Consider the following 23,207-nt stretch of genomic DNA (forward strand, 5'->3'; position numbering starts at 1 on the left):
GAAGCGGGTGACACAGATCGTCAGGCGTCACTGGCCAGGGGAGTGTCGACGCACCTTGTCCCAGGCCGCCAAGATTCGCTGCTTGCATCCGCGTGCGGCATCGTCGACCGTCGGGAATCACATAGACGCATTTTCATGCGGTCGCCCGCCTTGATCCGCCGTCGAGGAGTTCCTGAAGGTCCTCTTTTGGCACCGGTCTTGAAAGCAAAAAGCCTTGTAGCTGGTCGCAGCCGAGCTTGCGCAGATAATTGCACTGGCTCTCGGTCTCGACCCCTTCCGCTGTGGTGCTGAGGCCAGTCGCGCGAGCCAGGTCGATAATCGCCTGAACGATGGCCTCGTCACCGTTCGAGCCGCCAAAGCCCTGCACGAAGCTTCGGTCGATCTTGATCCTGTCCACTTCCAGGCTCTGCAGTCGGCCCAATGAGGAAAATCCCGTACCGAAATCGTCAAGCGCAAAGCGCACCCCGACACTGCGCAACGCTGCCATGTTCTGCTGGCATTCGGTGGGGCGCTCGGAGAGCGTGCTTTCCGTAACCTCCAGCTCGAGCCGCCGTGGATCCATTTGCGTTTCCAACAAGATGCTCGTCACTTTCATGGCAAAGCTCGGATTGTTCAGCTGCAACCCCGATACGTTCACTGCCAGGGTCTCGATCGGCCAATGCACCGCGTCAAGGCAGGCCTGGCGCAGAACCAGCTCGCCTAGAACTTCAATGAGCCCCGTTTCCTCTGCCAATGGTACGAACAAGTCAGGGGCGACCCAACCACGCTCTGCGTGCGACCAGCGCGCGAGGGCTTCGACGCCCGTCATCCTGTTGGTGTCGGCGGTGTAAAGCGGCTGATAATGCACCCGGATGTGGCCGGGCGTTTGCAGCGCCTTGCGCAGGTCCTGTTCGAGACCCTTACGCTTTGCCAGCGTCTGGTCCATCTCGGGTTCAAACAGAGCATAGCCGCTGCGACCGCCGGCTTTGGCGTGATACAGGGCGAGGTCGGCTTTCCGCACCAACTCGACCTGGTCCACCCCGTCCCTGGGAGCAAGAGCTACGCCGACGCTCACCCCGACAAAAACCTGAACTCCGGCGACCTCGAACGGCCGGCGCGCGGACTCGATCAAGTGCTCGCACAATGTTTTGACCTCATTCTCGCCTGCGACCGCGCGCTGGATGATAATGAATTCGTCACCGCCCAGGCGCGCCACCGTGTCCAACTCCAGGGTCAGCCGCCTCAGCCGGTCTGCGAACTCCCTGAGCAACTCGTCACCGGCAGGGTGGCCAAAGCTGTCATTGACCTGCTTGAACCGGTCGAGGTCAAGATAGAGGATCGCGAGCTGCTCGCCCGTCGCGGGCAGCAGTGTCAGCGCATCAGCCAAACGACTGTTGAAATGGCCGCGACTGTGCAGCCCTGTAAGCAGGTCGTAGTGGGCCAGGTGATAGATGTGATTCTCGGTCTCAATCAGCCTCAAAGTCCGCCGGCGCAAAGCGGCCAGAGCTACAATAATTCCGCCAAGTACCAGTCCGAACACCGCCACGAGTGTTGGCACCAGTTGAAAAAGGACAAACGCCCCGGGCCGATATGGCTGCCACACAAAGAAGCCGACAGTCGAACCAGAGCGACCGACGAGGGGATAGGACGCCTCTTCAGAGCTAAGCATGTTTGACCAGGAGAAGTGTGCGTCGTCGAGCAGATAGTCTTGGCGCAAGGAGGCAAGCAGACTGCCGTCCAGATAGCGAACGGCAACGTGTAGGAATTCCTGACCTGGTACTTGTGCAATGTGGCCGCTGTCGGAAACGACTGGCTTGATGCTGACAATGGCAGGATGGCCGGAGATGACGACCATGTCGGAAGCACCTATCGTGAGCACCTGCTCGGTGACGCCGTCGGTGTCCCCCTGTTTCAGCCTCGCCCTGAGGTTCTCCACGAGAGGCGCAGTGGTCGGGCGTATGGATTGATAGCTCGCCGGATCCACCGCCGATCCATCGGCGAATGCGTAGACTGGCGCGTCCTTCGGATCGAGAATGTAGACCTCATCGTGGCCGAAATACGTGTGCATCCAGGTGCCGAGATTGGTGTCGACCCATTTGGCATCCTGGCTCCGCAGGGCGCTGACCGCGTCGTCCCAGACGGTGACGCTCTCCTGATCGTGGGCTATTCCGCTCTCCAGCTTGGATATGATCAAGGCGACCAAGCTTTTCTGCCGCGACACGGCAACACCATCGGACTGGGTCGCCGACCACAGCAAAAGGCCTGTGGTGAGGGTCGCAACAAGCAGCGTCACGACAATGATGGGCAAAGCCGTTCGCTTGAAAAAAAGGCGACGTGTTGGTTCGCCGAAATGCCGGAGCAGCGTCATGAGGCTGCTTTACGCTAAGAAAACTGCTGGACCGTTAAAGGCGCGGCATCAGGCAAGCTGCACGTTTGAAAAGGCCAGTTCGATAGCCCGGCGTTGAACTGCCAAGGAACAAATTCGCCGCGCGCGCGTTCGAGAGCGGCCTTTGCGGGGACTGAACACGAATGCTACTCGCTTTGGGGAACGCGCTCTCGACGACGGTTATGGCCGGCAGAAGTGGGGGTGCGGAAATTTTCGGCGTGGTCGATCTCAGCACTAAAGCCGAGGTAAGGATCAACGCGATGAATTTGGGAATGGCAATTCAGTTCGTGGCCAATGCCTCGGTGCTCGGTTACGATGTCCGTTCGGCGATGGTCTTCTACGGCGAACCGGGAACGCCAAGCCTCAGGGCAAATGACTGCGATCGATTGTGGGCGCAATTTGGTGCCGCGCTCCTTCGCCCATAACGCCGGACGCTTTTGGCTATCTTCAGCTGTCTGGAGCTAACAGCCCATGCCGCGCCACCGGACCGTCGGATCATGAGATCTGAGAGACCTGACGAGAAATTTGCTTTCGGTCACTTCACCGGCACGCAGAGCCGGTCGGGCACTTTGGGGACAAGGGTGGCGGTGGGTTTGCCGATGCAAGTGCAGTGTGCTCGAGCCAATTCGGCGGCTGGGCGCCGGTTGAACCGCTCGGCCTGCCTGCCTTACCGCGCGAGGCATGACCTTACCCCACGGCCAACCATTTGCGCGATTGGGCAAACGCCGTGAAGGCCTTGGCGTCCATTGGGCGGCCAAAAACATAGCCCTGCAGAATATCGCAACCAAGCTCCTTCAGGATGCGCGCGTGATCATTCGTCTCGACACCCTCGGCAATGACTTCGATGCCGAGCGATTTGCCGATCTCAATGATCGACGAGACCAGCTGACGCTGCGGGATCGACTGGGTGACGGGCGTGATCAGTTGGCGGTCGATCTTGAGCCGGCGCGGCTGCAGCTTGAGCAGGGACACGATCGAGGCATGGCCGGTGCCGAAGTCATCGATTTCGATGTCGATGCCGAGTTCCTTAATGTGCTCCAGGTTCCAGGTGACCAGGTCGTCATTCTCATCGAGGAAGATGGACTCAACCAGCTCAAACGACACCGTGCCCTTCCTGATGGCAAGCTTGCGCAAGCCATCGATCAGATCCTTGTCCTCCAACCGCTTGGCGGAGACATTGACCGAGACGTGCGGGATCTTGAGACCGCTGTTCGACCATTGGTCGAAATTCTCAAGCGCCTGTTCCAGGACAGCGCGATCGATGATTGCCACGACGTTGAGTTCTTCGGCCACTTTGAGATAGCTTTGTGGGGCCAGGATGCCGCGTTCGGGATGCTTCCAACGCGACAACGCCTCGACCCCGACGATCTCAAGTGTCCTGGCGTCGAACTGCGGCTGATAGTATGTTGTGAATTCGGCGCGCTCCAACCCGCCCAGGATTTCGTCGGCAATTTGCTTGGTCCGCACGATCTCGCTTTGCAGCTCTTCGTCAAAGAATTCGTGTCGGTTGCGACCGCTTCCTTTCGCCCGGTAAAGAGCGAGGTCGGCGTTGACGAGCAGTTGCTTGGCGTCGGTTCCGGCGGCAATTCCGATGCTCACCCCGAACCGGCACGGGTTGCCCTGAAAATCGACCGGTCGGCGCATCTGCGTGATGATGCGGTCGCCGAGCGCGGAAAGTTGCTTGTCATCACGTCCATGGCTCACCACGACGAACTCGTCACCGCCGATGCGTGCAACAAAATCACCGGGACCCGTGTTGACCTTGATGACCTTGGAGGCGTGCACCAGCATGGCGTCACCGGCTGCGTGGCCGAGTGTATCGTTGATCTGCTTGAAGCGGTCGAGGTCCAGATGCAGCAGCGCTGTGCGGGTCCCCGTTACGCTTTTTTCGGCAAGCAACTCATCGAGATAGCGGCGGTTGGGCAGGCCGGTCAGCGGGTCGTGCAGCGCAACATGCTCTACATGCGCCTTTGCGACCTTGAGTTCGGCATTTTTCGATTCCGACAGCTGGCGCTCTCGAATGAGCGTCTCATTGAGCAGCACGTCGCTGGTGACGTCCCACTCGGCGCCGATCATCTTCGGCGTGCCGCCGATGTCCTGGAAGAAGGCTGCGCGCGTGCGCACGTGGCGCGTGGTACCGTCCGCTAGCAGGACTCGATATTGCGAAGAATACGGTCCCTCCCTCTCGGCGGCCGCGTCGAACTCCTGGCGCGCCCTGTCAAAATCTTCGGGATGAATGGCCATCGCCCAGTCTTCATAACCGCGCGGTTTGCCATCGGCTGGCTTGCCGTAGATCTGGTTGACGCGGTCGTCCCATAGCAGTTCTTTTGTGGCCAGGTCGTGCTCCCACACGCCAATTCCAGAAGCTTCCAGGGCCAACTCAAGGCGGCCAGACAGACGTCTGAGCTCGGCATAGTTTTTCTGTCGTTCGCCGAACAGTCGCCCGGCCACCAGGATCGGCAGCACCACCAGCGCGCCGGCAAAGGCTATGAGCCCCCGCAACATCCACGCATTGTTCGGAATGGCCGGCCAGCCTCCCTTCGGTATAGCCGAAATCAGCCAGGAGCCCGAAGGCAGTTGCACATCGGCCGACACCGGCTTGCCGGCGAGGACATTGTCTCCCCCGAAGAATTTTTTGCCGCCACCGCCAAGCGCGTCGGTCCCCGTCAGGGCGACATCAATATCAATCCCGGGGTCATTCAAGCCGCTCGCCGCGTAAAGCTGATCGACATCGATGACAGCGGAGAGGATGCCCCAGAATCGGCTGCCGCCGCCCGCCGTCGGCACAAAGACGGGAATGCGCCCGACAAAGCCCCGCCCTCCCTGGGCCAGGTCGACGGGGCCTGCCAACACAAGAACGCCGAGGTCTCGCGCGCGAAGCGCCGCCGTCCGTTGCGCCTCGCTCTTGCGGTAATCGAGCCCGATCGCCTTCTGGTTGCCTTCCATCGGGTACATCAGCGAGATGACGAGATCGGGCGCACCGGCGATGTTGCGCAGTTGCGATCTCTGTCGGAACAGGTTGCTTGCCAGGGACGCAAATCTCTGCTGTCCCATGTACGGCTCTGTAACTATGGCCGAGACGAGGCCCTGAACAAGCTGGAGATTACCGTTTACATTGCCTTCGAGCTTGGCCCTTATGATGTTGACCTTGGCCTGGACTTCGGCGCGCGCGAGTTGATCGGACACTTTCGTGTTCTGCAAGTCCGCAAGGACCGCGCAGATCACAAGCACGGCCAACGCAATTGCCGCCGGCAAGTTGGCGGTCGAAAAAACCGCCTTTCTTGCACCATCAAAGTCAAAATCCGTTCTGCCCGACCGGCTCAATTGCGTTTCCTTGACAAAAAGCCCATCGGCCAACGTAGGATGAACTGTTTAAATTTGGACTTCCAATCTGCATAAAAGCTTCTGGTCTGTGCCACCAAGTTTCGAAAGGCTGCGCTTGGGCGCTGCGCGTAGTACCGTTGGGCCTGTGCCGGCCAGTCCTGCTGCGCCGAACAGCAGGGTCGTCCTGCTCGGGCGGAAGAAGGGTAGGGAAAGCGAGACGGACAGCCTGGGAGAGGGGAGGGGCGAGATCGACATCAGGAAGATGGATTAGCCTACTACATGCTGTCATCGCTGGTTCGCACCGGGTCATCCGTCCATCTTCTGCTATGATCCCGACGCCGTGACGTTCGTCACGGCTCTTACCCACAGCCCTGACGCATCCTGGCCAGTGAGCTCTAAATTGGCCGCGCTTAACGATCCGGCTCGAACCAACTTGTCGTGCTGCGGCAAGGGTGCGTTACCCTGATCCATTCGCCGATGTCAGGCTCTTCGGCGTACGGGATGGTTACTGGTCCCCACGTCTTCGCAGCTTCAACAACATTTTCGGCCTGAACCTCGGCACGTTCCACAGCTTTGCCGTCGCGTATCAGCTCGACGGTGAAACTCTGCATAGATCGCACTCCTGTCGCGCAATCATATCCCAACCTCTACCCGAAAGGAAAAATCTGTTTTTTCGAAAGGAAATAGCTTCCCAAGGTCCTCGCGGCACAAAGCAGCTATTCGCAACAAAAGGGGCCCGGTGGCCCAACGATGAAACGCATTTTGCTTTTCTTGTGCGGCGAAAGCATGATGGAGCGGGTGGCTAACAGCCGATAAATTTTGCCAACACATTGATTTCAAATCATAATTTCATGTTCCATAATGTATGTTATGCGACTTCTGGATGTAGCAGTTATATAGAGATGCGACACTTGAGCAATTTAGAGATGCGACAGTCCCCGACTTTCACAGCTCATGCTCTGGCCAACTCGAAGCTGGAAAGGAAGGCTGACGACTTCACACTGCCTGGCGTGAGACCGGGCGTATTGCGGAGCCGGCATGCCTTTGATCACCTTGTCGCAAAAGAGAGCTGCATCGTCTTGAAGCCATCCAGAAAATCCGCGACCGGCGGCTGAGCGTCCAGGCGGCGGAGCTTCTTCATCTCAGCCGCAGTCAGGTTCACCGGCTGTTGCAAGCCTATGACCAGGACGGCGCCGGCGGGCTGGTGTCGAAGGAGCGCGGCCGACCGAGCAATCGGCGCCATGATGAGGAGCCGCCGCCGCCGGCCGCGCCACCATACAGCGTTTCGGTCGCTTAGGTGTTGAATGCTATCCCCTGCTTGGGATGCAGCTCCAGGTCAAGAACTGCGGACTGTGACATTGACCACGGGGACCAGCGGCAACGGTTCGCCGTCTTTGCCGGTGAGTTCCGATTCGAACTTCTGGGTGCGGATGATTTCCTCGACCTGGCTGGTGAAATCGTCATGGCGCGCATCTTCGCCACGTTCTCTATCTTCACCTCGCCCTGATACGCAAAGGGCTTGGCCTCATAGAGCGGGTGCGCGTCGACCCATTCGAAGTACTCGCAACATGCCGTCCACAGCTTCTCTGGATCGATGATGATCGGGCTGCGGCCGTGTGAGCTACGGGCCTTCCAAAATTGGTTTCCTGCGGGTGCGGGCATTTGCGAAATTTCGACGCTTTTACAAAGTTAACCAGCGGCCGGATTCGTACGGTTTTGTGACTTGCTGGATTGCCGATCACATGGTTTTTTTCCCACATCGTTGTGTGGGAGTGCGGGCGTGGGCGACGATCAGAAGGACGGTGTTCGGGTAGAACACATAGACGGCCAATGGGCGGTGCAGATCATCGAGGATGGCGTGACCACCCAACAGCTTTCCGACAACGAGGAATTTGCGAGGAGTTTCGCAGCCGGTCAAATCATCCGGCTCAACCTTAACCGGTCCGGCCAAAGCCAAAGCGGCCATGAGGTGGATGGCCCGCGAAACCATTCGTAAACCATGCCAACACGGTAAATATTTTATGTCGAACCGATCCGGTTGCAGGAGGTTTTGGGCGGGTCTGCAACAAAGAGGCCCAGCCAATCCCTGCACCGCTTACCCATCTCGCCCGCCCTGTTGATCTCCTTCGGGATTGCCTGCGGAATTTGCGTCTGGGCGACATCGGATAAGCCAGTGAGCTTCTTTCAAGCCCAGGCGTCCCCGCAGCTGGAAATGCGCGGGACAGTCGGTAACCTTCAATAGATGGACGATCGTCGATGCTACCGGCGGGCCGGTGCTGTCGTGGACGATCCGCTACCGGCTGCGCACGTCGTTCTCGCGCACGGGCAAGACCGCCACCTCTCGAATTGCGGCGCCACGGGGGATCGCGAATAGCGGGCCGGCAGCCGAGGGCGACGAGGTTCTACACGATCAGAACCTACTCGAAGGAATAAGTGAAACCTTCCTTGGAGGCGCCGACGGTGACTTTGGTCATCTTTTCGCCCTCGAGCGACCGGTTAAGCACGCCGCGGCTCAGTTCCGGCAGCAGCGTGTTGGTGAGGATGGCATCGATCATCCGCCCGCCGGATTCGATCTCGGTGCAGCGGGCCTTGACCAGATCCATGACACCGTCGCCGATCACCAGTTCCGCATCGTTGGTTGCCCGCAACCGGCGAGCGATCTTGGCGAACTGGTGGCCAGTGATCGCCTCGATCATCGAATCAGAGAGCGGATAGTAAGGAATGGTCACCACCCGGCCAAGGAAGGCAGCCGGGAAGACCTTCAGCAATGGGCTGCGCAAGGCGGTATCCAGATCGTCGAGCCCGGTCCGCAGCGTGCCATTCCTTGTGCGGTCCATGATAACTTCGGAGCCGACATTCGAGGTGAGCAGGATCAGGGTGTTCTTGAAATCGATCCGGCGGCCCTCGCTGTCGTCCATCATGCCCTTGTCGAAGACCTGGAAGAAGATTTCGTGGACGTCGGGATGCGCCTTCTCGACCTCGTCGAGCAGGATCACCGAATAGGGTTTTCTGCGCACCGCTTCGGTCAGGATGCCGCCCTTGCCGTAGCCGACATAGCCGGGCGGTGCGCCCTTCAGTGTCGAGACGGTGTGCGCCTCCTGGAACTCGGACATGTTGATGGAGATCAGGTTCTGCTCGCCACCGTAAAGCGTTTCGGCCAGCGCCAATGCCGTTTCGGTCTTGCCGACGCCCGAGGGGCCGCAAAGCAGGAAGACCCCGACCGGCTTTTCAGGCGCGCCAAGCCCGGCGCGGCTGGTCTGCACGCGTTTGGCGATCATCTCCATGGCGTGATCCTGCCCCACAACCCGTTCCGAAAGCGTGGCGGCGAGCTTGAGCGCCTTTTCGGTCTGGCTGGACAGCATCCGTCCGGTCGGGATCCCGGTCCAGTCCTGGACCACGGCGGCCACTGCATTGCGGTCAACCGAGGGCAGAATCAGCGGTGTCTCGCCTTGTGCCGCTGCCAATTCGGCCATCAGTGCGCGCAATCGGGCGAGATCGGCGGCAGGATCGGCAGCGGCCTGTGTCTCCGCGTCCGTCTGGGCGGCCTTGGGCGGCTCAGTCTCTGACGACTCCGCTACCTTGGTCTTTTCTGCGTTCGCCGCTGCCGGTTCGGCATCGGCCCCAACGGTGGCCGCATCGAGCGCCACACCCTCGCCGCGCAGCCTGGCGCGCAGTTCGAGTATCTCGGCGACGAGCACCTTTTCACGATCCCAACGCTGCTGCGCCGCAGCCAGGGCGATCTCGCTTTCGGCAAGCCCGGTGTCGACGCGCGCCTGCCGTTCAGCCACCTCGATGCCGATCGCGGCCTCGCGCCCGATGATGCCGCGCTCGACCTCCAGAGCTTGGCGGCGGCGCATGATGTCCTCGACCTCGGCTGGCGTAGCATGCTGCGATATGGCGACACGGGCGCAGGCGGTGTCGAGGAGGCTCACCGCCTTGTCAGGCAGTTGCCGTGCCGGGATGTAGCGATGCGACAGGCCGACTGCTGCCTCGATCGCCTCGTCGAGTATCTGCACCTTGTGGTGCTGCTCCAGAACCCCTGCCACACCGCGCAACATCAGAACGGCCACCGCCTCCGACGGCTCATCGATCTTGACCACCTGGAAACGGCGGGTCAGCGCCGGGTCTTTCTCGATGTGCTGCTTATATTCGGCCCAGGTCGTTGCGGCGATGGTGCGAAGTTCGCCCCGTGCCAGCGCCGGCTTCAAGAGATTGGCGGCATCACCGGTTCCGGCAGCACCGCCGGCGCCAATCAAGGTGTGGGCCTCGTCGATGAACAGGATGACCGGCGTTTCGGACGATTGAACCTCGTCGATCACAGCCTTCAGCCGTTTTTCGAATTCGCCCTTCACGCTGGCGCCCGCCTGCATCAATCCGACATCGAGCATGCGCACGCTGACGCCTTGCAGCGTGGGCGGCACATCGCCCTGAGCGATACGCAAGGCAAAGCCCTCAACGACCGCCGTCTTGCCGACCCCGGCCTCGCCGGTCAGGATCGGGTTGTTTTGCCGACGCCGCATCAGGATGTCGACTATCTGCCGGATCTCCGGATCGCGGCCGACGACCGGATCGATCTTGCCCTCGCGGGCGCGTTGGGTCAGATCGGTGGCGAATTTCGCCAAGGCCGAATCTCCGCCCATGGTCCGCTTCGGCGTTTCGGCCGCGGGAACCGCGATGGCTGCGCCGTCTTCGAGCGAACCTTCCACGACATCGGCGAACCGCGCAACAACAGCGTCGGCGTCGATCTTGTCGAACTCGCCGCTGATCTTCGACAGCATGCCTTCCAAAACCGGGGTTTTCAGGCAGGAAAGCAGAATATGGGCGCTGCGGACTTCCTCGACGCCGAACTCCAGCGTCGCGAGGTTCCAGGCTTCCTGGATTGCATGGAAGATATGATCGGAGAATTCCTCGATCGAGGTTGCGCCATAGGGCAACTTGTCGACGGCACGGGTCATATCTGCCGTGAGCCGGCTGGCATCCAGTCCCGCATCGGCGATTATCATTTGCACGTCGGAGCGGTCGGAAAGCACCAGCTGCTCGATGAAGTGAACGAGTTCGACGTAAGGATTGCCGCGCAGCTTGGCGCTATCGGCCGCGGCCTTGAAGGCGCGCACCCCGACAGGATCAAGCTTGCCGACCAGTTCCTTACGCTTGAAGCTCTGCGACGACCGGCGCTGTTCCATCGAACGTGCTCCTGCAATCTGCCAGCCGATAAACTGCCACAGATGCCGCCACTTGACAAAGTGCGTTGTGGACGAGGCCTCAATGCCTGGTTCAGCCAGCTTCCTCGTATTGTGGAAGTCTTGCACCACCGGCTGCAAACAACAGCGGAATTGCGCGCCCTGCGCGATGCATTTCTCATACGGATTGACAATTGCGCCACGGAGTTCGGTACTCATGGCGGTGTTCAGCTTCTGTTAATTTTGGAGCACTCGTTGAATTGTGGTAAAGTGCACCGGTGTGATAACGTAGGGTCACATAAGGTTTGAGGGCCTTCGCTGGGGGTTGGTGTGATTGATCTCGCACTCTGGCTTTCTTCGCTAGACGGTGAGAATCCGTCCGGGGAAGATTTGCGCAACGACCCGGCTTTCCATGAGTTGGAGCGCCTGACCGAAGCCCAACTCAAGGTCGTCCACGACGGCAACAATAAGGCCGGCTCGCAAAGCACGATTCCAGTCGACTGGCCCGCTGTGCTCGCAAAGGCGGAGGAATTGCGCGCGCATGGCAGGGACTTGCGCCTGCTTGTCATCGTCACGCGCGCGCTGGCCAATGAAGACGGGCTGGCCGGATTGGCGCAAGGTCTGACGCTGATCGCGCAGACCTTCGATCAGCATTGGGACACCATGCATCCGGCTCTGCGGCCCAACGCTTCGCCGCGCGATGCCGCCTTGCGCCGTATCAACGCGCTGATCGACCTGCAGAATGGTCAGGACGGGTTGTTGGCGAATCTGCGGCAAATGACGTTCTTCGCGCCGCGCGCAATCGGCCCGGTTCAGGGCAAGGACCTGGAGAAGGGTGCGCTCGACGATCGCGTCGTGCTCCAGGAAGCCGCCTCGGGGCTGAATGCGGCGGAAAAAGCGCAGCTGGTCAGTGCGCACGGACAACTCTTGAATCGGGTGCGTGCCGCATGTGCGGCACAGATCGATCAGGCCAATGCGGAGATGGTCCAGCTCATCGCCGACGCCCGGGCGACGATCACGGCACTGGATGCGCTCGAGACTGCGCTCAACGCTCGTCTCGAGGGCAGTGGCACTCCCGTTCCGGACTTAAAACGGTTCCTGCAGCGTTTGCTGACGACACTTGAACGGAATTCAGCGGCCGGCGCGGTGACGAATGGCGCAGCCACGCAGGCGGTGCCGACGGAACTGGCAACGCCTGCTCGAAACGGTCATGGAGCCGATGCTATGGCAAGTATGGCAAGCTATGCGGACTCGAGCACGGGACTCCCCGACCGGATCTCCTCGCGCGACGACGTGGTGAAATGCCTCGACCTGGTCGTCGCCTTCTATGACCGTACCGAACCGTCGAGCCCAATTCCGCACCTGGCTCGGCGGGTCCGTCGGATGGTGCACATGGATTTCGTTGAACTGATGGAAGATCTCGCCCCTTCGGGGCTGAAGGAGTTCAGGCTGCTGGCCGGCGTTCCCGATGCCAAGAAGACGGCTCAGAAGGATGAAAGGTAACAACACATGCCAGCCGAAAGCAAAGCCAAGGTCATCGAACGAAATCGCGCGCCGCGGGTGCAGATCGCCTACGATGTGGAAACCTACGGCAGCCCGACGACGATCGAACTGCCGTTTGTCATGGGCGTGATGGCCGACCTTGCCGGTGCTTCGCAAACCAAGGAAGCGTCAAAGTCGGTGCTGGACCGCTCCTTTGTCGAGACCGACGCGAACCGCTTCCCAAAATTCATGGAGGCGCTCGGCCCCCGCGTCAAAGCGCGGGTGAAGAACACGCTGCCGCAGGCCGAGGGCCAGGAGCGTGACGAGGAACTGGCGCTCGATCTTACATTTTCCAAGATGGGTGATTTCGCCCCCGACAAGATTGCCGAGCAAGTTCCGCAACTGGCCGAGATCCTCAAGATGCGTCGACAACTCGAGGAATTGCTCGGCTTCATGGATGGCCGTGTCGATGCTGAAAAGCGCATCGCGCAGCTTCTGAACAACGAACCGCTTCTTGGCAAGATTGCCAGCCAGGCGCTGGCCGACGACGACAAGGTTGGGGAATGATCATGGCCGAACAGCAAAAGACCGCCTCAGTCGCCGCGGAGGCCGAAGCCATAAACCTCGATGAATTCAGCGGACTCCTCGAAAAAGATTTCAAGGTCAAGAAGGACGACAGCGAGAAGCTGCAACAGCTCGTGCGCAATCTCGCGCTCGCGGCGCAGTCCCGTTCCGACACCACGACCATCTCTTCCAATGCCATCAAATCGATCAAGTCGCTGATCGCCGGCATTGACAAGATGCTGACGACACAGGTCAACGAAATCCTGCACGCGCCGGAAGTGCGTGAGATGGAAGGCACATGGCGAGGGCTGTGGTATCTCGTCAACAACACCGAGACGGATCAGAAGCTGAAGATCCGGGTGATGAACATCTCCAAAGAGCAGCTGGCCGATACGCTTGAAGACTATGAAGGTCAGATGTGGGACCAGAGCCCGATCTTCAAGAAAGTCTACACAGACGAGTATTCGATGCTTGGCGGCGAACCAATCGGCTGCGTGATCGGCGCCTACGAGTTCTCCAATCACCCACGTGACGTCGGCCTGCTGCGCAACATCTCCGGCATCTGCGCTTCCGCGCATACGCCGTTTATCGCGGCCGCTTCGCCGCGCCTATTTCGCATGGACAGCTGGCAGGAACTGCCGAACCCGCAAGACCTGCAGCAGATCGTCTCCAACCCCGCCTATGCCTCGTGGCAGTCGTTGCGCGAGAGTGAGGACGCTCGCTACATCGGCCTGACCATGCCCCGCGTCCTGGCGCGGCTGCCCTACGGCACCGATACCGTTCCGGTGAAGGGTTTCACCTTCGAGGAAGAGGTGGAGGGCGATCACAACAAATATGTCTGGATGAACGCCGCCTTCCCGATGGGCGTCAACATCAACCGCAGTCACAAGCTTTTCGGCTGGGGCACGCAGATCCGCGGCGTGGAGAATGGTGGCACGGTGCTCAACCTGCCGGTGCATAGCTTCCCGACCGATGATGGCTCGATCGCGATGAAATGTCCCACGGAAGTCGCCATCGACGACCGGCGCGAGGCGGAACTGGCCAAGCTTGGCTTGATGCCCATCCTGCACCGGAAGAATACCGATCTCGCGGCCTTCATCGGAGCACACTCGCTGCAGGACGACGAAACGCGGGCGGGGCGGCTGGTCGACCCCGATGCACAGTCGAACGAGCGGCTGAGCGCCAACCTGCCCTACCTGTTCCCGGTCTCGCGCTTTGCGCACTACCTCAAGGCGATCGCGCGCGACAAGGTCGGCTCGTTCAAGGAGCGCGCCGACATGCAGATCTGGTTGACCGAGTGGATCAATCGATACGTGCTGGCCAACCCGGCCTTTGCCGACGATAAGGCGCGCGCCAAGCGCCCGCTTGCCGCCGCCGAGGTCCAGGTGGACAGCGTGGAGGGGCGGCCGGGCTATTATAATGCCCGCTTCTATCTGCGCCCGCATTACCAGCTGGAGGGCATCAATGCGTCGCTCCGACTGGTCTCGGAACTACCGTCCGTTAAGACTTGATCGCAGCAACGACAACCTGGTTTTTTGAAAGCGGTGGAGAAACACAATGCCGACTACGAAGATTGATGGCTTCCTGAAGGTTCCCGATATCAAAGGCCCCAGCACCCGCGACGGCCACGATGACGAGATTGAAATCCATGGCGTCGACTACAAGATGGTCGCACCTTATGATCCCAATTCGCTGTCACGCCGTGGCCGCGTCTCCATGGGGATGATCAAATTCACCAAGCACTACGACAAATCATCGCCCTATCTGAAAAAGGCTTTGTTCGAAAACAAGGCCCTTGATGAGGTGGTGTTCTCGGCCCGCCGGACCATCGATGGCGAGACCAAGGATTACCTGGTCGTTACCCTCACTGACGCCTCGATCATGGAATACGACATGTCGCAGGCCGAGGATGAGGAAGACCTGATCCAGGAAGAGGTCAGCTTCGCCTACAAGAAGATCAAATTCGTCTATGACGGCAATGATGAAGCCGAAATGGATGTCTATGTCGGCAAGTGAGGTTCGGCGACCCGGCGCGGGCATGCAGCAGACCACTGGCAGCTTGCGGGCGAAAAGCGAAGCCGTCCAGCCGTCGCTTTGGGATCGTCTCGTCAATGATCTGCCGGGCCTGACCTCGGAAATAGACGGGCTGCGCCATGTCCTGCTCGACGAGCTTGGCGCGGACCGTCTCGACACACTCGTTGCCGGCAGCACGCGTGCCATCGACGCCGATGTGGTACTGACACCGGATCAGAAACGCCGTCTGCATCGGTTGGCCGTTCAGACCCAGCACCGCGTCGAAATCGAAAGCCGTGGCGTGGTGGTATCGGCGCGCGTGCTCAGGGAAGCGGTACGGCGTGACATCGAGGCGCTCTTCAACACAGAGCGCTTCGAGGCGACGCCGCTTCTTTCCGACCTGGAAAATGAACAGGTTGCGGACAATCCCCCTTCGCTTGCCGATTTCCCGGAGGTCCGCCGCAGCGTGGTCAATTACGGCGTGCCCTCCTTCTCGGGCCGCTCGTCGCGCGACTTCGATCGCGAGGTGTTGGCACGTGAGATCCGCATGGTGCTCGCGACCTTCGAGCCCCGCCTGAAGGAAAGCGCAACAAAGGTAACGGTCACGCTTGGCGACAACACCGTCGGCCTGAAGATCGAGATAGACGCCGTTCTGATCATGACCCCGACTCCCGAACGCATGCGCCTGCGCACCACGATCAATCTCGACAACGGTTTGGCGCGGACCGAAATTGGGGAGGCCTGAGATGGATCGGGTCTTCGTCGAATATTACGAGGAGGAACTGAGCCATATCCGCGCTCTTGCATCGGAATTCGCAGACATGCATCCGGCGGTGGCGCGCAACCTTTCCCTCGATACGGTGCCGTGTCCGGACCCATATGTCGAGCGCCTGCTCGATGGCGTAGCCTTCCTGGCCGCGCGCACCCGGCTAAAGGTCGATGCCGAGCGCTCGCGATTTTCCCGCAGTGTGCTCGACGTTCTCTATCCCGACCTGGTCACGCCGGCGCCGGCAACGGCGATGGCGGTGCTGAAACCCGGCCAGCAGGTCCAGACCATGCTGGCCGGCCACGTCGTCAAGCGCAACACACGGCTGGTTTCCAGCCTGCAGCCAGGCCTGTCAACGCGCTGCATTTTCTCAACCGCCCAGGAAATGACTCTATGGCCGATCGCGGTCACTTCGGTCAGCTTTTTTCAGGACCGCAGTGCGATGGCGATGGCCGGCATAGGACCGATCGGCGGTGTCAGCGGCGAGTCGGCGCTCCGCCTCACGCTGGCCAGGACCGGAAAAGGCAAGCTCGACGAACTGGCTCTCGACCGGCTTGACCTCTATTTTGCCGGACGCACCAAGGCGCCGCTACTGTTCGATGCGATTTTCGGCGCCTGCGCGGCCACAGCAGCGCGACCGGAAGGCAAGACCAACCCGCTGTCGCCGTTGCCGGCACCCGAGATGATCGGCATCAGCGACGACGAGGCCTTGATGCCGCGCACCCGCCCGACATTCGAAGGATACCGGTTGCTGCGCGAATACTTCATGATGCCCGAGCGTTTTCACTATGCACGGGTTTTGGGATTGCAGCCTGTCGTGCGCCAATGCGCGGCCGGACTCGAGATCATTTTCCTGTTCAAACGCACGGTTCCCGAGCTGGCCGATCTGACGCCGGCGGACTTCGAACTTTTCGCGACACCGATCATCAATCTGTTCGAACGCGAGTGCAACGTCGTCGAAGTCGATGAACGCAAGACGCGCCAGGTGTTGCATGCGGACCGGACGCGGGCGCGTGACTTCGAAATCTACCGGGTCATCCGCGTCGAGGACGCCGACACGGAAGGCAACGACGCTGAAATCCCCGAGCTCTTCAGCCTGGGTCAGAACCGCGGTAGTGGTTGGGTCTATTCGACCGAAAGGCGCCCTCGCCGCGCGATGGAGGAGGAGCGCCGCGAAGGCCTGACGCGAACGTCCTATACCGGGGATGACGTTTTCCTGGCCGTGTCCCGGCCGCTCGTAAGGCCGGCGACCCGGCCGCTGAAGCGGCTCGACGTGATGGCGCTTTGCACCAATCGTGATCTGCCGATCCTCGATGACAATCCGACGTTGACGTTAGAGGCCGGCGACCCGGTCGAAACCGTGAGGCTTCTTGGCGCCTTGCGTGCGCCGCAGCCAGCTATTCCTGCGGCACTGCCTGCTGGGGCCGACGGGGAATCGCGGGCCGATGATCTCGCCTGGCGGCTGGTGGCGCAGCTCGCGCTCAACTTTCTCAGTCTTGCCAAAGAAGGCCGCGGCATCGATCCCCTGCATGCGCTACTCGACCTTTATGCCGATCGCGGCGATCCAAGCCTTGCCCGAAATGTGCATTCGATCGTGCGTATCGACTCGCAGCCGGTCATCGAACGTCTGCAAATCGATGGACCGATGTGCTTTGGACGCGGTACCGAAGTCACGTTGCATGTTGATCAATCGGTCCTGGCCGGCCAAAGTACCTTGCTGCTTTCGGCCTTGCTGGCGCGGTTGTTTGCTCGTCACGCCGGGATAAACGGCTTCGTGCGAACTCGCACGCGGCTGCTGCAGAAGCAGGAGGATGTGCCATGGCCGATGACGCCCGGCAATCGCTACCTGATCTAGACACGCCCGGCCCGAACAGGGCCGAAGGTCTGTCCGAGACGTTCGACTTTTTCGAACTGCTGCGCCGCCTCGAACAACGGAACGGTCTGTTCGGCCATTCCGGCCGTCCCGACCGTGAGCCGGCACGGCTCGGCCAGCATGTACGCCTCGCCTTTTCCGCACGCGACCTGGTTGTGTTCCGCGAAGCCCGCGATGCGGCACCGGCCCGGGTCACGGTGGCAAATTTTGGTCTGCTGGGACCCGAGGGTCCAATGCCGCTGCATCTGACGCGCTGGGTGCTCGACCGGCTCTCGCAACGCTGGTTCGCCGGCGCCGAGGCACAACTGACCAGCGACACGACGTTCGTCGACTTCGTCAACATTCTGCAGCACCGTATGATCGCCCTCTACTATCGGGCGTGGGCGGATGCGCACCCGGCCGTGCAGGCCGAACGCGCGGTCGGCGGGCGCGTTCGCGCCATGCTTGAAGCCATGGCCGGGATCGGACTTCCCGGCACGCAGGACCCCAATCTCGATACGGTGAAGCTTCGGCAGGCGGCTTCGCTGGCCAATCAGGTCGACGGCCCGGAACGGCTGACGCTGTTCCTGGCGGAAGCGTTCAAGGCGCCGGTACAGATCAAGGAGTTCATCTCCGCCTGGATAACAGTACCAACCGGTCTCCAGACCCGTCTTGCAAAGGCCTTTGCAGGGCTCGGCAAGGGCGCGACGATCGGCCCACGCGTTTTCAGCCGCCAAAGCAGGATCGAACTGCGTGTCGGCCCGCTGGGGTATGAGGAGTTCAAGGCGTTCCTGCCTGGCGGCGAGCGGCTCAAGCTGTTCAAGCAGGCCGTTCGCGACATGGTCGGGGAGTCGCTCGACGTCGATCTGCGCATCGTGCTTGCGCGTGAAGCCGTACCGCCGCCCCAAATCGGAGCGGTTCGGCTCGGGCGGACCGCCTGGCTTGCGCGACCCATCGAAAGGGGCGATGCTGACGACATGCGGCTGCGGACAATCGTCGGATGGCGGCCGGAAATGACGGGGGTCGCGGCATGAGCCTGCTGCTGACACTGGAGCAAGGGCCACGCACCCAGGCGGTGCGGCAGGCCCGGCTTGACGAGGGTGAGCTGGTGATCGGCCGCAGCGCGGACGCGGGTTGGCAGATCAACGATCCCGACATGTTCGTTTCAAGGGCACATTGCAAGATCTCTGGCGGGCGAGATGGATATTTCGTCACCGACACGTCGAGCAGCGGATTGTTCATAAACGACTCCGACAGCCCGCTCGGTGCCGGCAAGTCGACGCGCCTTCAAAGTGGCATGCGGCTGAGATTGGGCGACTACGTCGTCCATGTCGACCTGCAAACGCCAGCCACTCAAGCACCAGCGGCCGGCCAGCCGGTTTCGGAACGCGCGCCGCCAGCATCCCGGGCCCCGGTGAGCATCGGTCGCGATGACTTCTTTTCCGCCAAGGTCGAAGAAGAGCCGCGACGGCCACGTCCGGCCGATCTGCCGAACCCTTTCGAGCAGCCGGTTGCGGGTGCATTCGAACGTGCCAACTCCGACCAGCGCCACTCGGCCGCTTTCGATGACCCGTTCAGCCTCGATCCGGTTTCGACGCCGGTGTCGAAAAATCCCGCCCCTTATCGCGAACCGGGCGGCGCGGCGAGCCAAGCGAACCCGTTCAGCCTCGACGCGGTACCGTCCCCCGACCGCGCAGCCCAAGCCGCCCGTGACAAGCCGTCCGGAACCCATGATGACTTTGCTTTCGGACCAGCCGCCACGCTCAGTTCGGCGAACGGCGCCAGTTCGATCGAACAGCGCGAGCGCATCGCCCAGCGATCCCAATCAGCCAATCCCTGGGATTTGCCGGTGCAGCCCGCAGCTACCCCTGCTTCACCACGTGTGGGTGCTGCTCCCAAAGCCGCCCCGGCGCTGGGTGCGGCGCGGCCGGAGGAGATGGCGCTTCGCGCCGCATTCCTGCATGGCATGGGTGTCGAGGAAGCCGATTTCCCCGGACGCGACAGCATCGCGGAAATGGAGAAGTTCGGTCGCGAATACCGGATGATGATGGAAGGCCTGATGCAGCTTCTGCGCAAGCGGGCCGAGGAAAAGGGAAACGCGCGCGTCGCGCAGACCATGGTCGGGGCCTCCGAAGTCAATCCGCTCAAGTTCCTGCCGACCGTCGACGACGCCATCATAACGCTTATCGCTGAGCGCAGCCCAGGATTTCTCGGCGGTGAAGCGGCAATCACCGATGCGGTGCGCGATCTCGCGCAACATCACGTACGCGCCTGGCGAGGCATACAGACCGCCATGCGGCGGATGATCGACCGTTTTGACCCGGTAGTGATCGAGGAAGAGCTGAAATCGAATTCCGCGATCGGAACCCTTCTCTCTGGGGGGCGGGGCGCCAAGCTGTGGGAACTTTACCAGAAGCGCCATCGTGAAATCGCCGAGAGTGCTGAAAAGAGCTTCCTTGGCGAAATCGGCGCTGATTTTCGAGATGCATATGAGGAGGAGTGAGAGATGATTGATCGACGTGAATTTGTTGTTGCCTTGGGCGCGACAGGGTTGCTTGCGGCTTGCCAGAGTGGTCCGCCGAAACCATCGGTGATCACCGTCAACGTAAACGGCGGTGCTGGCATGAACCCGGGACCAGGCGGCGGCGACCGGCCGGTAACGATCCTGGTGATGCGGCTGAAAAGCACCGGCAAATTCAATTCCGCCGACTATTTCGCGCTGCAGGGGGATGCCGGCACGGCGCTGGCGGGCGATCTCATCGGATCCGACCAGATTTCCGTCGGGCCGGGAAAATCCGCATCCAAAACCATCACGGTCGAGCCGGACGCGACGGCGCTGGGCTTTGTTGCTCTGATCCGCGAGCCCGGCGGCCGGAACTGGCGGACAACCAAGTCGGTGTCGTCGGGATCGAAATTCACGATCAACGTCACGCTTGGCAGCGGCGGCATTTCCGCCTAGCGGCAAAGGGCAAGGGGAGCTCGATGCAGAGAGTAGCGGCATGAGCAATGCAAACAGGGTGCTATGGTCCGAAGGGCTTTTCCTGCGGACCCAGCATTTCCAGCAGCAGGATCGCTTTTTCGAGGCGACGGTGCGCGGCGCGTTGCAGGCCGGGCAATTGCATACGTTCGGTTTCCAACAGCTGACACTGGACCAGGCGTTGCTGGAAGCCGGCCAGATCTCGATCCTGTCCGCGCGGGGCATCTTTCCGGATGGGACACCTTTTTCCATCCCGGACATGATGGACGCGCCGCGACCGCTGCCGGTCACCCCTGACACGGGCGCCGGACCGGTCCTGATCGCCTTGCCGCTGGAGCCTCCGGGCGGTGTCGGCTTCGATCCGGCACACGCTGCCGCCTCGGGTGCGCGATATCATGGGCGGATCGTTTCGGTGCGTGACGCCGTCCAGGGCGGTTCAGACCCTGAAGAAATCGAAATTGCCCGGCCGCAGGCGCTGCTCCTCGCACCCGGCAAGTCGGTCGGTGGCTACACGGCCCTGCCGATAGCCGACCTCAAGGGGATTCGAGCCGATGGCGGCGTCTCCCTGGACGAGACCTTCCTGCCACCGACCTTGGTTACGGGCGCCGTGGCCTGGTACCGGCAATTGCTGCTGGAAGTTGTCACCGGCCTCGACCAGATCGCCGAGGCGCATGGCAAGATGGTCATGGGCGGACCTGGGCGCAGCGTCGAAGATTTGCTGATGCTCAATCTCGCCAATGCGGCACGTCCGCGGCTGGCCCACATGCTGGCTCAGGATGTGTTCCATCCAGCCGAGCTTTACCTGGAACTTGCCGGTCTCGCCGGTTCGATGGCGACCTACGGATCGAGCGCGCGGCGGCTGGGCGAGTTGCCCGCCTACGATCACATGGCGCCTGGCCCCGCCTATTCGGCGCTGGCGGATGCGCTGCGCTCGCTCATCCTCAGCCTGCGTTACATCGAGCCCAAATCGCGTGCGCTGCCTGTCATGCGGCATTCGACCAATGTCTGGAAGATCCGTATCGACAATCCGAAGCTGCTGGTGGCCAGCCGGATCGTCATCCGGGTCGGTTCGGAGTTGTCGGAAGACGCGCTGCGCAAGATATTCGTCAATCAGGCAACCGTCGGCTCGGCCGACCAGTTCGAGGGCCTGTGGAAATCGCGCTTGCCCGGCATTCCGCTGAAACCGCTTCATTCTCAGCCGCGCGAGATTCCTTACGATGGCGATCGGTTATGTCTGGAACTGGACCAGAAAAGTGAGCACTGGGCGTCGCTGCTCGACGCTCCCGGCTTCGTCATCGGCGTTTCGGGCGTGTTGCCAAGCGAGCCGCAGGTGGACTGCTATTCGGTGAACAGGTGAGATCATGAGCCGCGATGATCCGTTCGGACTGTCGGAGGATCGCGAACGCACCCGCATTCGATTGACCGGCGCGCCGATGCCGCGGCCGATGGCGCCACCTTTGCCGAGCGCGTCGGTAAAGCGCTCCCGCACCCATCCGAACGCACTCGTCAACGCATTTGCGCCCTTGCTCGAATTCGCTCCCGAGCTTGAAAGTGCGCTGCCGCCGGACAATCCGGAAGCATTGCGTACCCGATTGCTCGAAGAACTGGTCCGGGCACGCGACACGGCCATGTCGGTCGGATCCTCAATGGAGCGCGCCGACCAGGCGGCCTGGGTGGTGGCGGCGTTGCTCGACGATCTGGCCCTGAACACGCCATGGGGCGGTGCCAGCGCCTGGCCGCGGCAGCCGCTTGTGGTCATGCTGCGCGGCGATGTCGATGCCGGCACGCAGTTCTTCACCCGTCTCGACGAACTCGAGCGCCATCCCAACCGTGATCGCGAATTGCTGGAACTGCAGTATCAATGCATGGCGCTTGGCTTTCGTGGCAAATATCGCGTGTCGGCCCGATCCGGCGACCGCTCGCTCAATGCCGTTCGCGTGGCGGCGGCACGCTTCCTACGCGATGCCGACGCCGAAGGCGCGCCACTGTCGCCAAACTGGAAAGGCGTGATCGCATCTGACGAGCCGCAGCGCTTCATCGTTCCGATCTGGGTCATGGCGCTCGGTGCGGCGGTTGCAGCCATGACAATCCATGTCGGGCTCTCGATGGCACTGAGCAGCCAGGCGGTCGAGCTCTCCGCACTTGTTCGCGCGCTGCCGCCGCCCGCGCGCGGCGACATCACCCGCACCTCGCCCAAAGTCGATGCCCCGCCGCCGGAGAAGGTGGATTTTGCGCTGTTGCCGGAATTTCAGGCCGGGGCGCCCGCCGACCTCAAATCCGCCCTCAGCGGCACCGAAAGCGTTTCGCTGGCCAAGCTGACGATCCAGGCCTCCAATCCCGAACTGTTCCAGTCGTCACGGCCACAACTGACCGAAGGCTTCGAGCCCCTGATCGGGTCGCTCGCCAAGGTGATCCTCGCCAACCAGGAGCTGATCGGAAACATCACCGTCGTCGGTCATACCGACAGCGTTCCCCTGCAAAAGACCAATCCGCTGTCGACCAACCAGCGACTGTCGGAGGCTCGCGCCCAGACGATTGCCGACATGCTGGTCCAGAACGGAGTGCCGCGGGATCGCGTCCATTCCGAGGGCCGCGCGGCCACCGATCCAGTCGCCACCGACAGCACGCGCGAGGGGCGGGCCTTGAACCGCCGCGTCGAGGTGCTTGTCGAAAAGAGGCTGTGA

17 protein-coding genes and 2 pseudogenes are annotated in these 23,207 nt (G+C 61.4%); 14 read left to right on the top strand and 5 right to left on the bottom strand.

Annotated features, from left to right (window positions below):
* Window positions 1–133: 133 nt before the first annotated feature.
* A complete protein-coding gene (locus A9K65_RS33100) occupies window positions 134–2,347 on the bottom strand; it encodes an EAL domain-containing protein (protein ID WP_064993484.1) in 2,214 nt (737 codons plus the stop codon).
* A gap of 236 nt (window positions 2,348–2,583) precedes the next feature.
* On the opposite strand from A9K65_RS33100, the gene A9K65_RS33105 reads away from it, so the two are divergent.
* On the top strand, window positions 2,584–2,790 hold the full coding sequence (locus tag A9K65_RS33105) for a hypothetical protein (RefSeq protein WP_245265372.1): 207 nt from the start codon (window positions 2,584–2,586) through the stop codon (window positions 2,788–2,790).
* 262 nt (window positions 2,791–3,052) lie between these two features.
* Here A9K65_RS33105 and A9K65_RS33110 read toward each other — a convergent pair whose 3' ends face one another.
* Both A9K65_RS33110 and A9K65_RS33115 read right to left on the bottom strand, forming a co-directional pair.
* Complete coding sequence (locus A9K65_RS33110) at window positions 3,053–5,608, bottom strand: EAL domain-containing protein (protein ID WP_032809299.1); 2,556 nt, start codon at window positions 5,606–5,608, stop codon at window positions 3,053–3,055.
* A 491-nt stretch (window positions 5,609–6,099) separates the two neighbouring features.
* On the bottom strand, window positions 6,100–6,300 hold the full coding sequence (locus A9K65_RS33115) for a hypothetical protein (RefSeq protein ID WP_064993483.1): 201 nt from the start codon (window positions 6,298–6,300) through the stop codon (window positions 6,100–6,102).
* Between the two features lie 458 nt (window positions 6,301–6,758).
* Between A9K65_RS33115 and A9K65_RS33120 the strand changes: the two are divergent.
* A pseudogene (locus tag A9K65_RS33120) lies at window positions 6,759–6,941 on the top strand (helix-turn-helix domain-containing protein); the annotation flags it as partial.
* Between the two features lie 200 nt (window positions 6,942–7,141).
* Here the strand turns inward: A9K65_RS33120 and A9K65_RS36350 are convergent.
* Window positions 7,142–7,351 (bottom strand): annotated as a pseudogene (locus A9K65_RS36350) (terminase small subunit); the annotation flags it as partial.
* Between the two features lie 118 nt (window positions 7,352–7,469).
* Between A9K65_RS36350 and A9K65_RS33130 the strand changes: the two are divergent.
* Entirely contained in the window at window positions 7,470–7,685 is a 216-nt protein-coding gene (locus tag A9K65_RS33130; protein WP_064993480.1) for a hypothetical protein, read from the top strand.
* A 421-nt stretch (window positions 7,686–8,106) separates the two neighbouring features.
* On the opposite strand, the gene tssH is transcribed toward A9K65_RS33130, so the two are convergent.
* Window positions 8,107–10,872: a type VI secretion system ATPase TssH gene (gene tssH / locus A9K65_RS33140; RefSeq protein ID WP_064993505.1), complete on the bottom strand. Its 2,766-nt coding sequence runs from the start codon at window positions 10,870–10,872 to the stop codon at window positions 8,107–8,109.
* Window positions 10,873–11,199: 327 nt separating this feature from the next.
* On the opposite strand from tssH, the gene tssA reads away from it, so the two are divergent.
* The 11 genes from tssA to icmH are packed head-to-tail and all read left to right on the top strand — an operon-like array spanning window position 11,200 to window position 23,207.
* Complete coding sequence (gene tssA / locus A9K65_RS33145) at window positions 11,200–12,372, top strand: type VI secretion system protein TssA (protein WP_064993479.1); 1,173 nt, start codon at window positions 11,200–11,202, stop codon at window positions 12,370–12,372.
* A 6-nt stretch (window positions 12,373–12,378) separates the two neighbouring features.
* Window positions 12,379–12,918: a type VI secretion system contractile sheath small subunit gene (tssB, locus tag A9K65_RS33150; protein WP_013525309.1), complete on the top strand. Its 540-nt coding sequence runs from the start codon at window positions 12,379–12,381 to the stop codon at window positions 12,916–12,918.
* A gap of 2 nt (window positions 12,919–12,920) precedes the next feature.
* Window positions 12,921–14,426 (top strand): type VI secretion system contractile sheath large subunit, encoded by a 1,506-nt coding sequence (gene tssC, locus A9K65_RS33155; RefSeq protein ID WP_024504477.1) that lies wholly within the window; start codon window positions 12,921–12,923, stop codon window positions 14,424–14,426.
* Window positions 14,427–14,472: 46 nt separating this feature from the next.
* Window positions 14,473–14,931 carry an Hcp family type VI secretion system effector gene (locus A9K65_RS33160; protein ID WP_013525307.1) on the top strand — a complete coding sequence of 153 codons (459 nt, stop codon included), beginning with the start codon at window positions 14,473–14,475 and terminating at the stop codon, window positions 14,929–14,931.
* Entirely contained in the window at window positions 14,918–15,673 is a 756-nt protein-coding gene (gene tssE, locus A9K65_RS33165) for a type VI secretion system baseplate subunit TssE (RefSeq protein WP_013525306.1), read from the top strand. Before A9K65_RS33160 ends, tssE begins: the two co-directional genes overlap by 14 nt.
* 1 nt (window position 15,674) lies before the next feature.
* Window positions 15,675–17,549: a type VI secretion system baseplate subunit TssF gene (gene tssF / locus A9K65_RS33170; protein WP_013525305.1), complete on the top strand. Its 1,875-nt coding sequence runs from the start codon at window positions 15,675–15,677 to the stop codon at window positions 17,547–17,549.
* Window positions 17,513–18,580 carry a type VI secretion system baseplate subunit TssG gene (gene tssG, locus A9K65_RS33175; protein ID WP_024504479.1) on the top strand — a complete coding sequence of 356 codons (1,068 nt, stop codon included), beginning with the start codon at window positions 17,513–17,515 and terminating at the stop codon, window positions 18,578–18,580. Before tssF ends, tssG begins: the two co-directional genes overlap by 37 nt.
* Window positions 18,577–20,049 (top strand): type VI secretion system-associated FHA domain protein TagH, encoded by a 1,473-nt coding sequence (gene tagH, locus A9K65_RS33180; protein ID WP_064993504.1) that lies wholly within the window; start codon window positions 18,577–18,579, stop codon window positions 20,047–20,049. The genes tssG and tagH overlap by 4 nt, the downstream gene beginning before the upstream one ends.
* A gap of 3 nt (window positions 20,050–20,052) precedes the next feature.
* Window positions 20,053–20,505 carry a type VI secretion system lipoprotein TssJ gene (gene tssJ / locus A9K65_RS33185; protein ID WP_024504481.1) on the top strand — a complete coding sequence of 151 codons (453 nt, stop codon included), beginning with the start codon at window positions 20,053–20,055 and terminating at the stop codon, window positions 20,503–20,505.
* A 40-nt stretch (window positions 20,506–20,545) separates the two neighbouring features.
* The gene (tssK, locus tag A9K65_RS33190) at window positions 20,546–21,880 is read left to right on the top strand and encodes a type VI secretion system baseplate subunit TssK (RefSeq protein WP_013525301.1); all 1,335 of its coding nucleotides are present in this window, start codon (window positions 20,546–20,548) and stop codon (window positions 21,878–21,880) included.
* Window positions 21,881–21,884: 4 nt separating this feature from the next.
* The gene (gene icmH, locus A9K65_RS33195) at window positions 21,885–23,207 is read left to right on the top strand and encodes a type IVB secretion system protein IcmH/DotU (protein WP_027163187.1); all 1,323 of its coding nucleotides are present in this window, start codon (window positions 21,885–21,887) and stop codon (window positions 23,205–23,207) included.

The sequence above is a fragment of the Mesorhizobium sp. WSM1497 genome (genome assembly GCF_001672455.2).
Lineage (GTDB): Bacteria > Pseudomonadota > Alphaproteobacteria > Rhizobiales > Rhizobiaceae > Mesorhizobium > Mesorhizobium ciceri.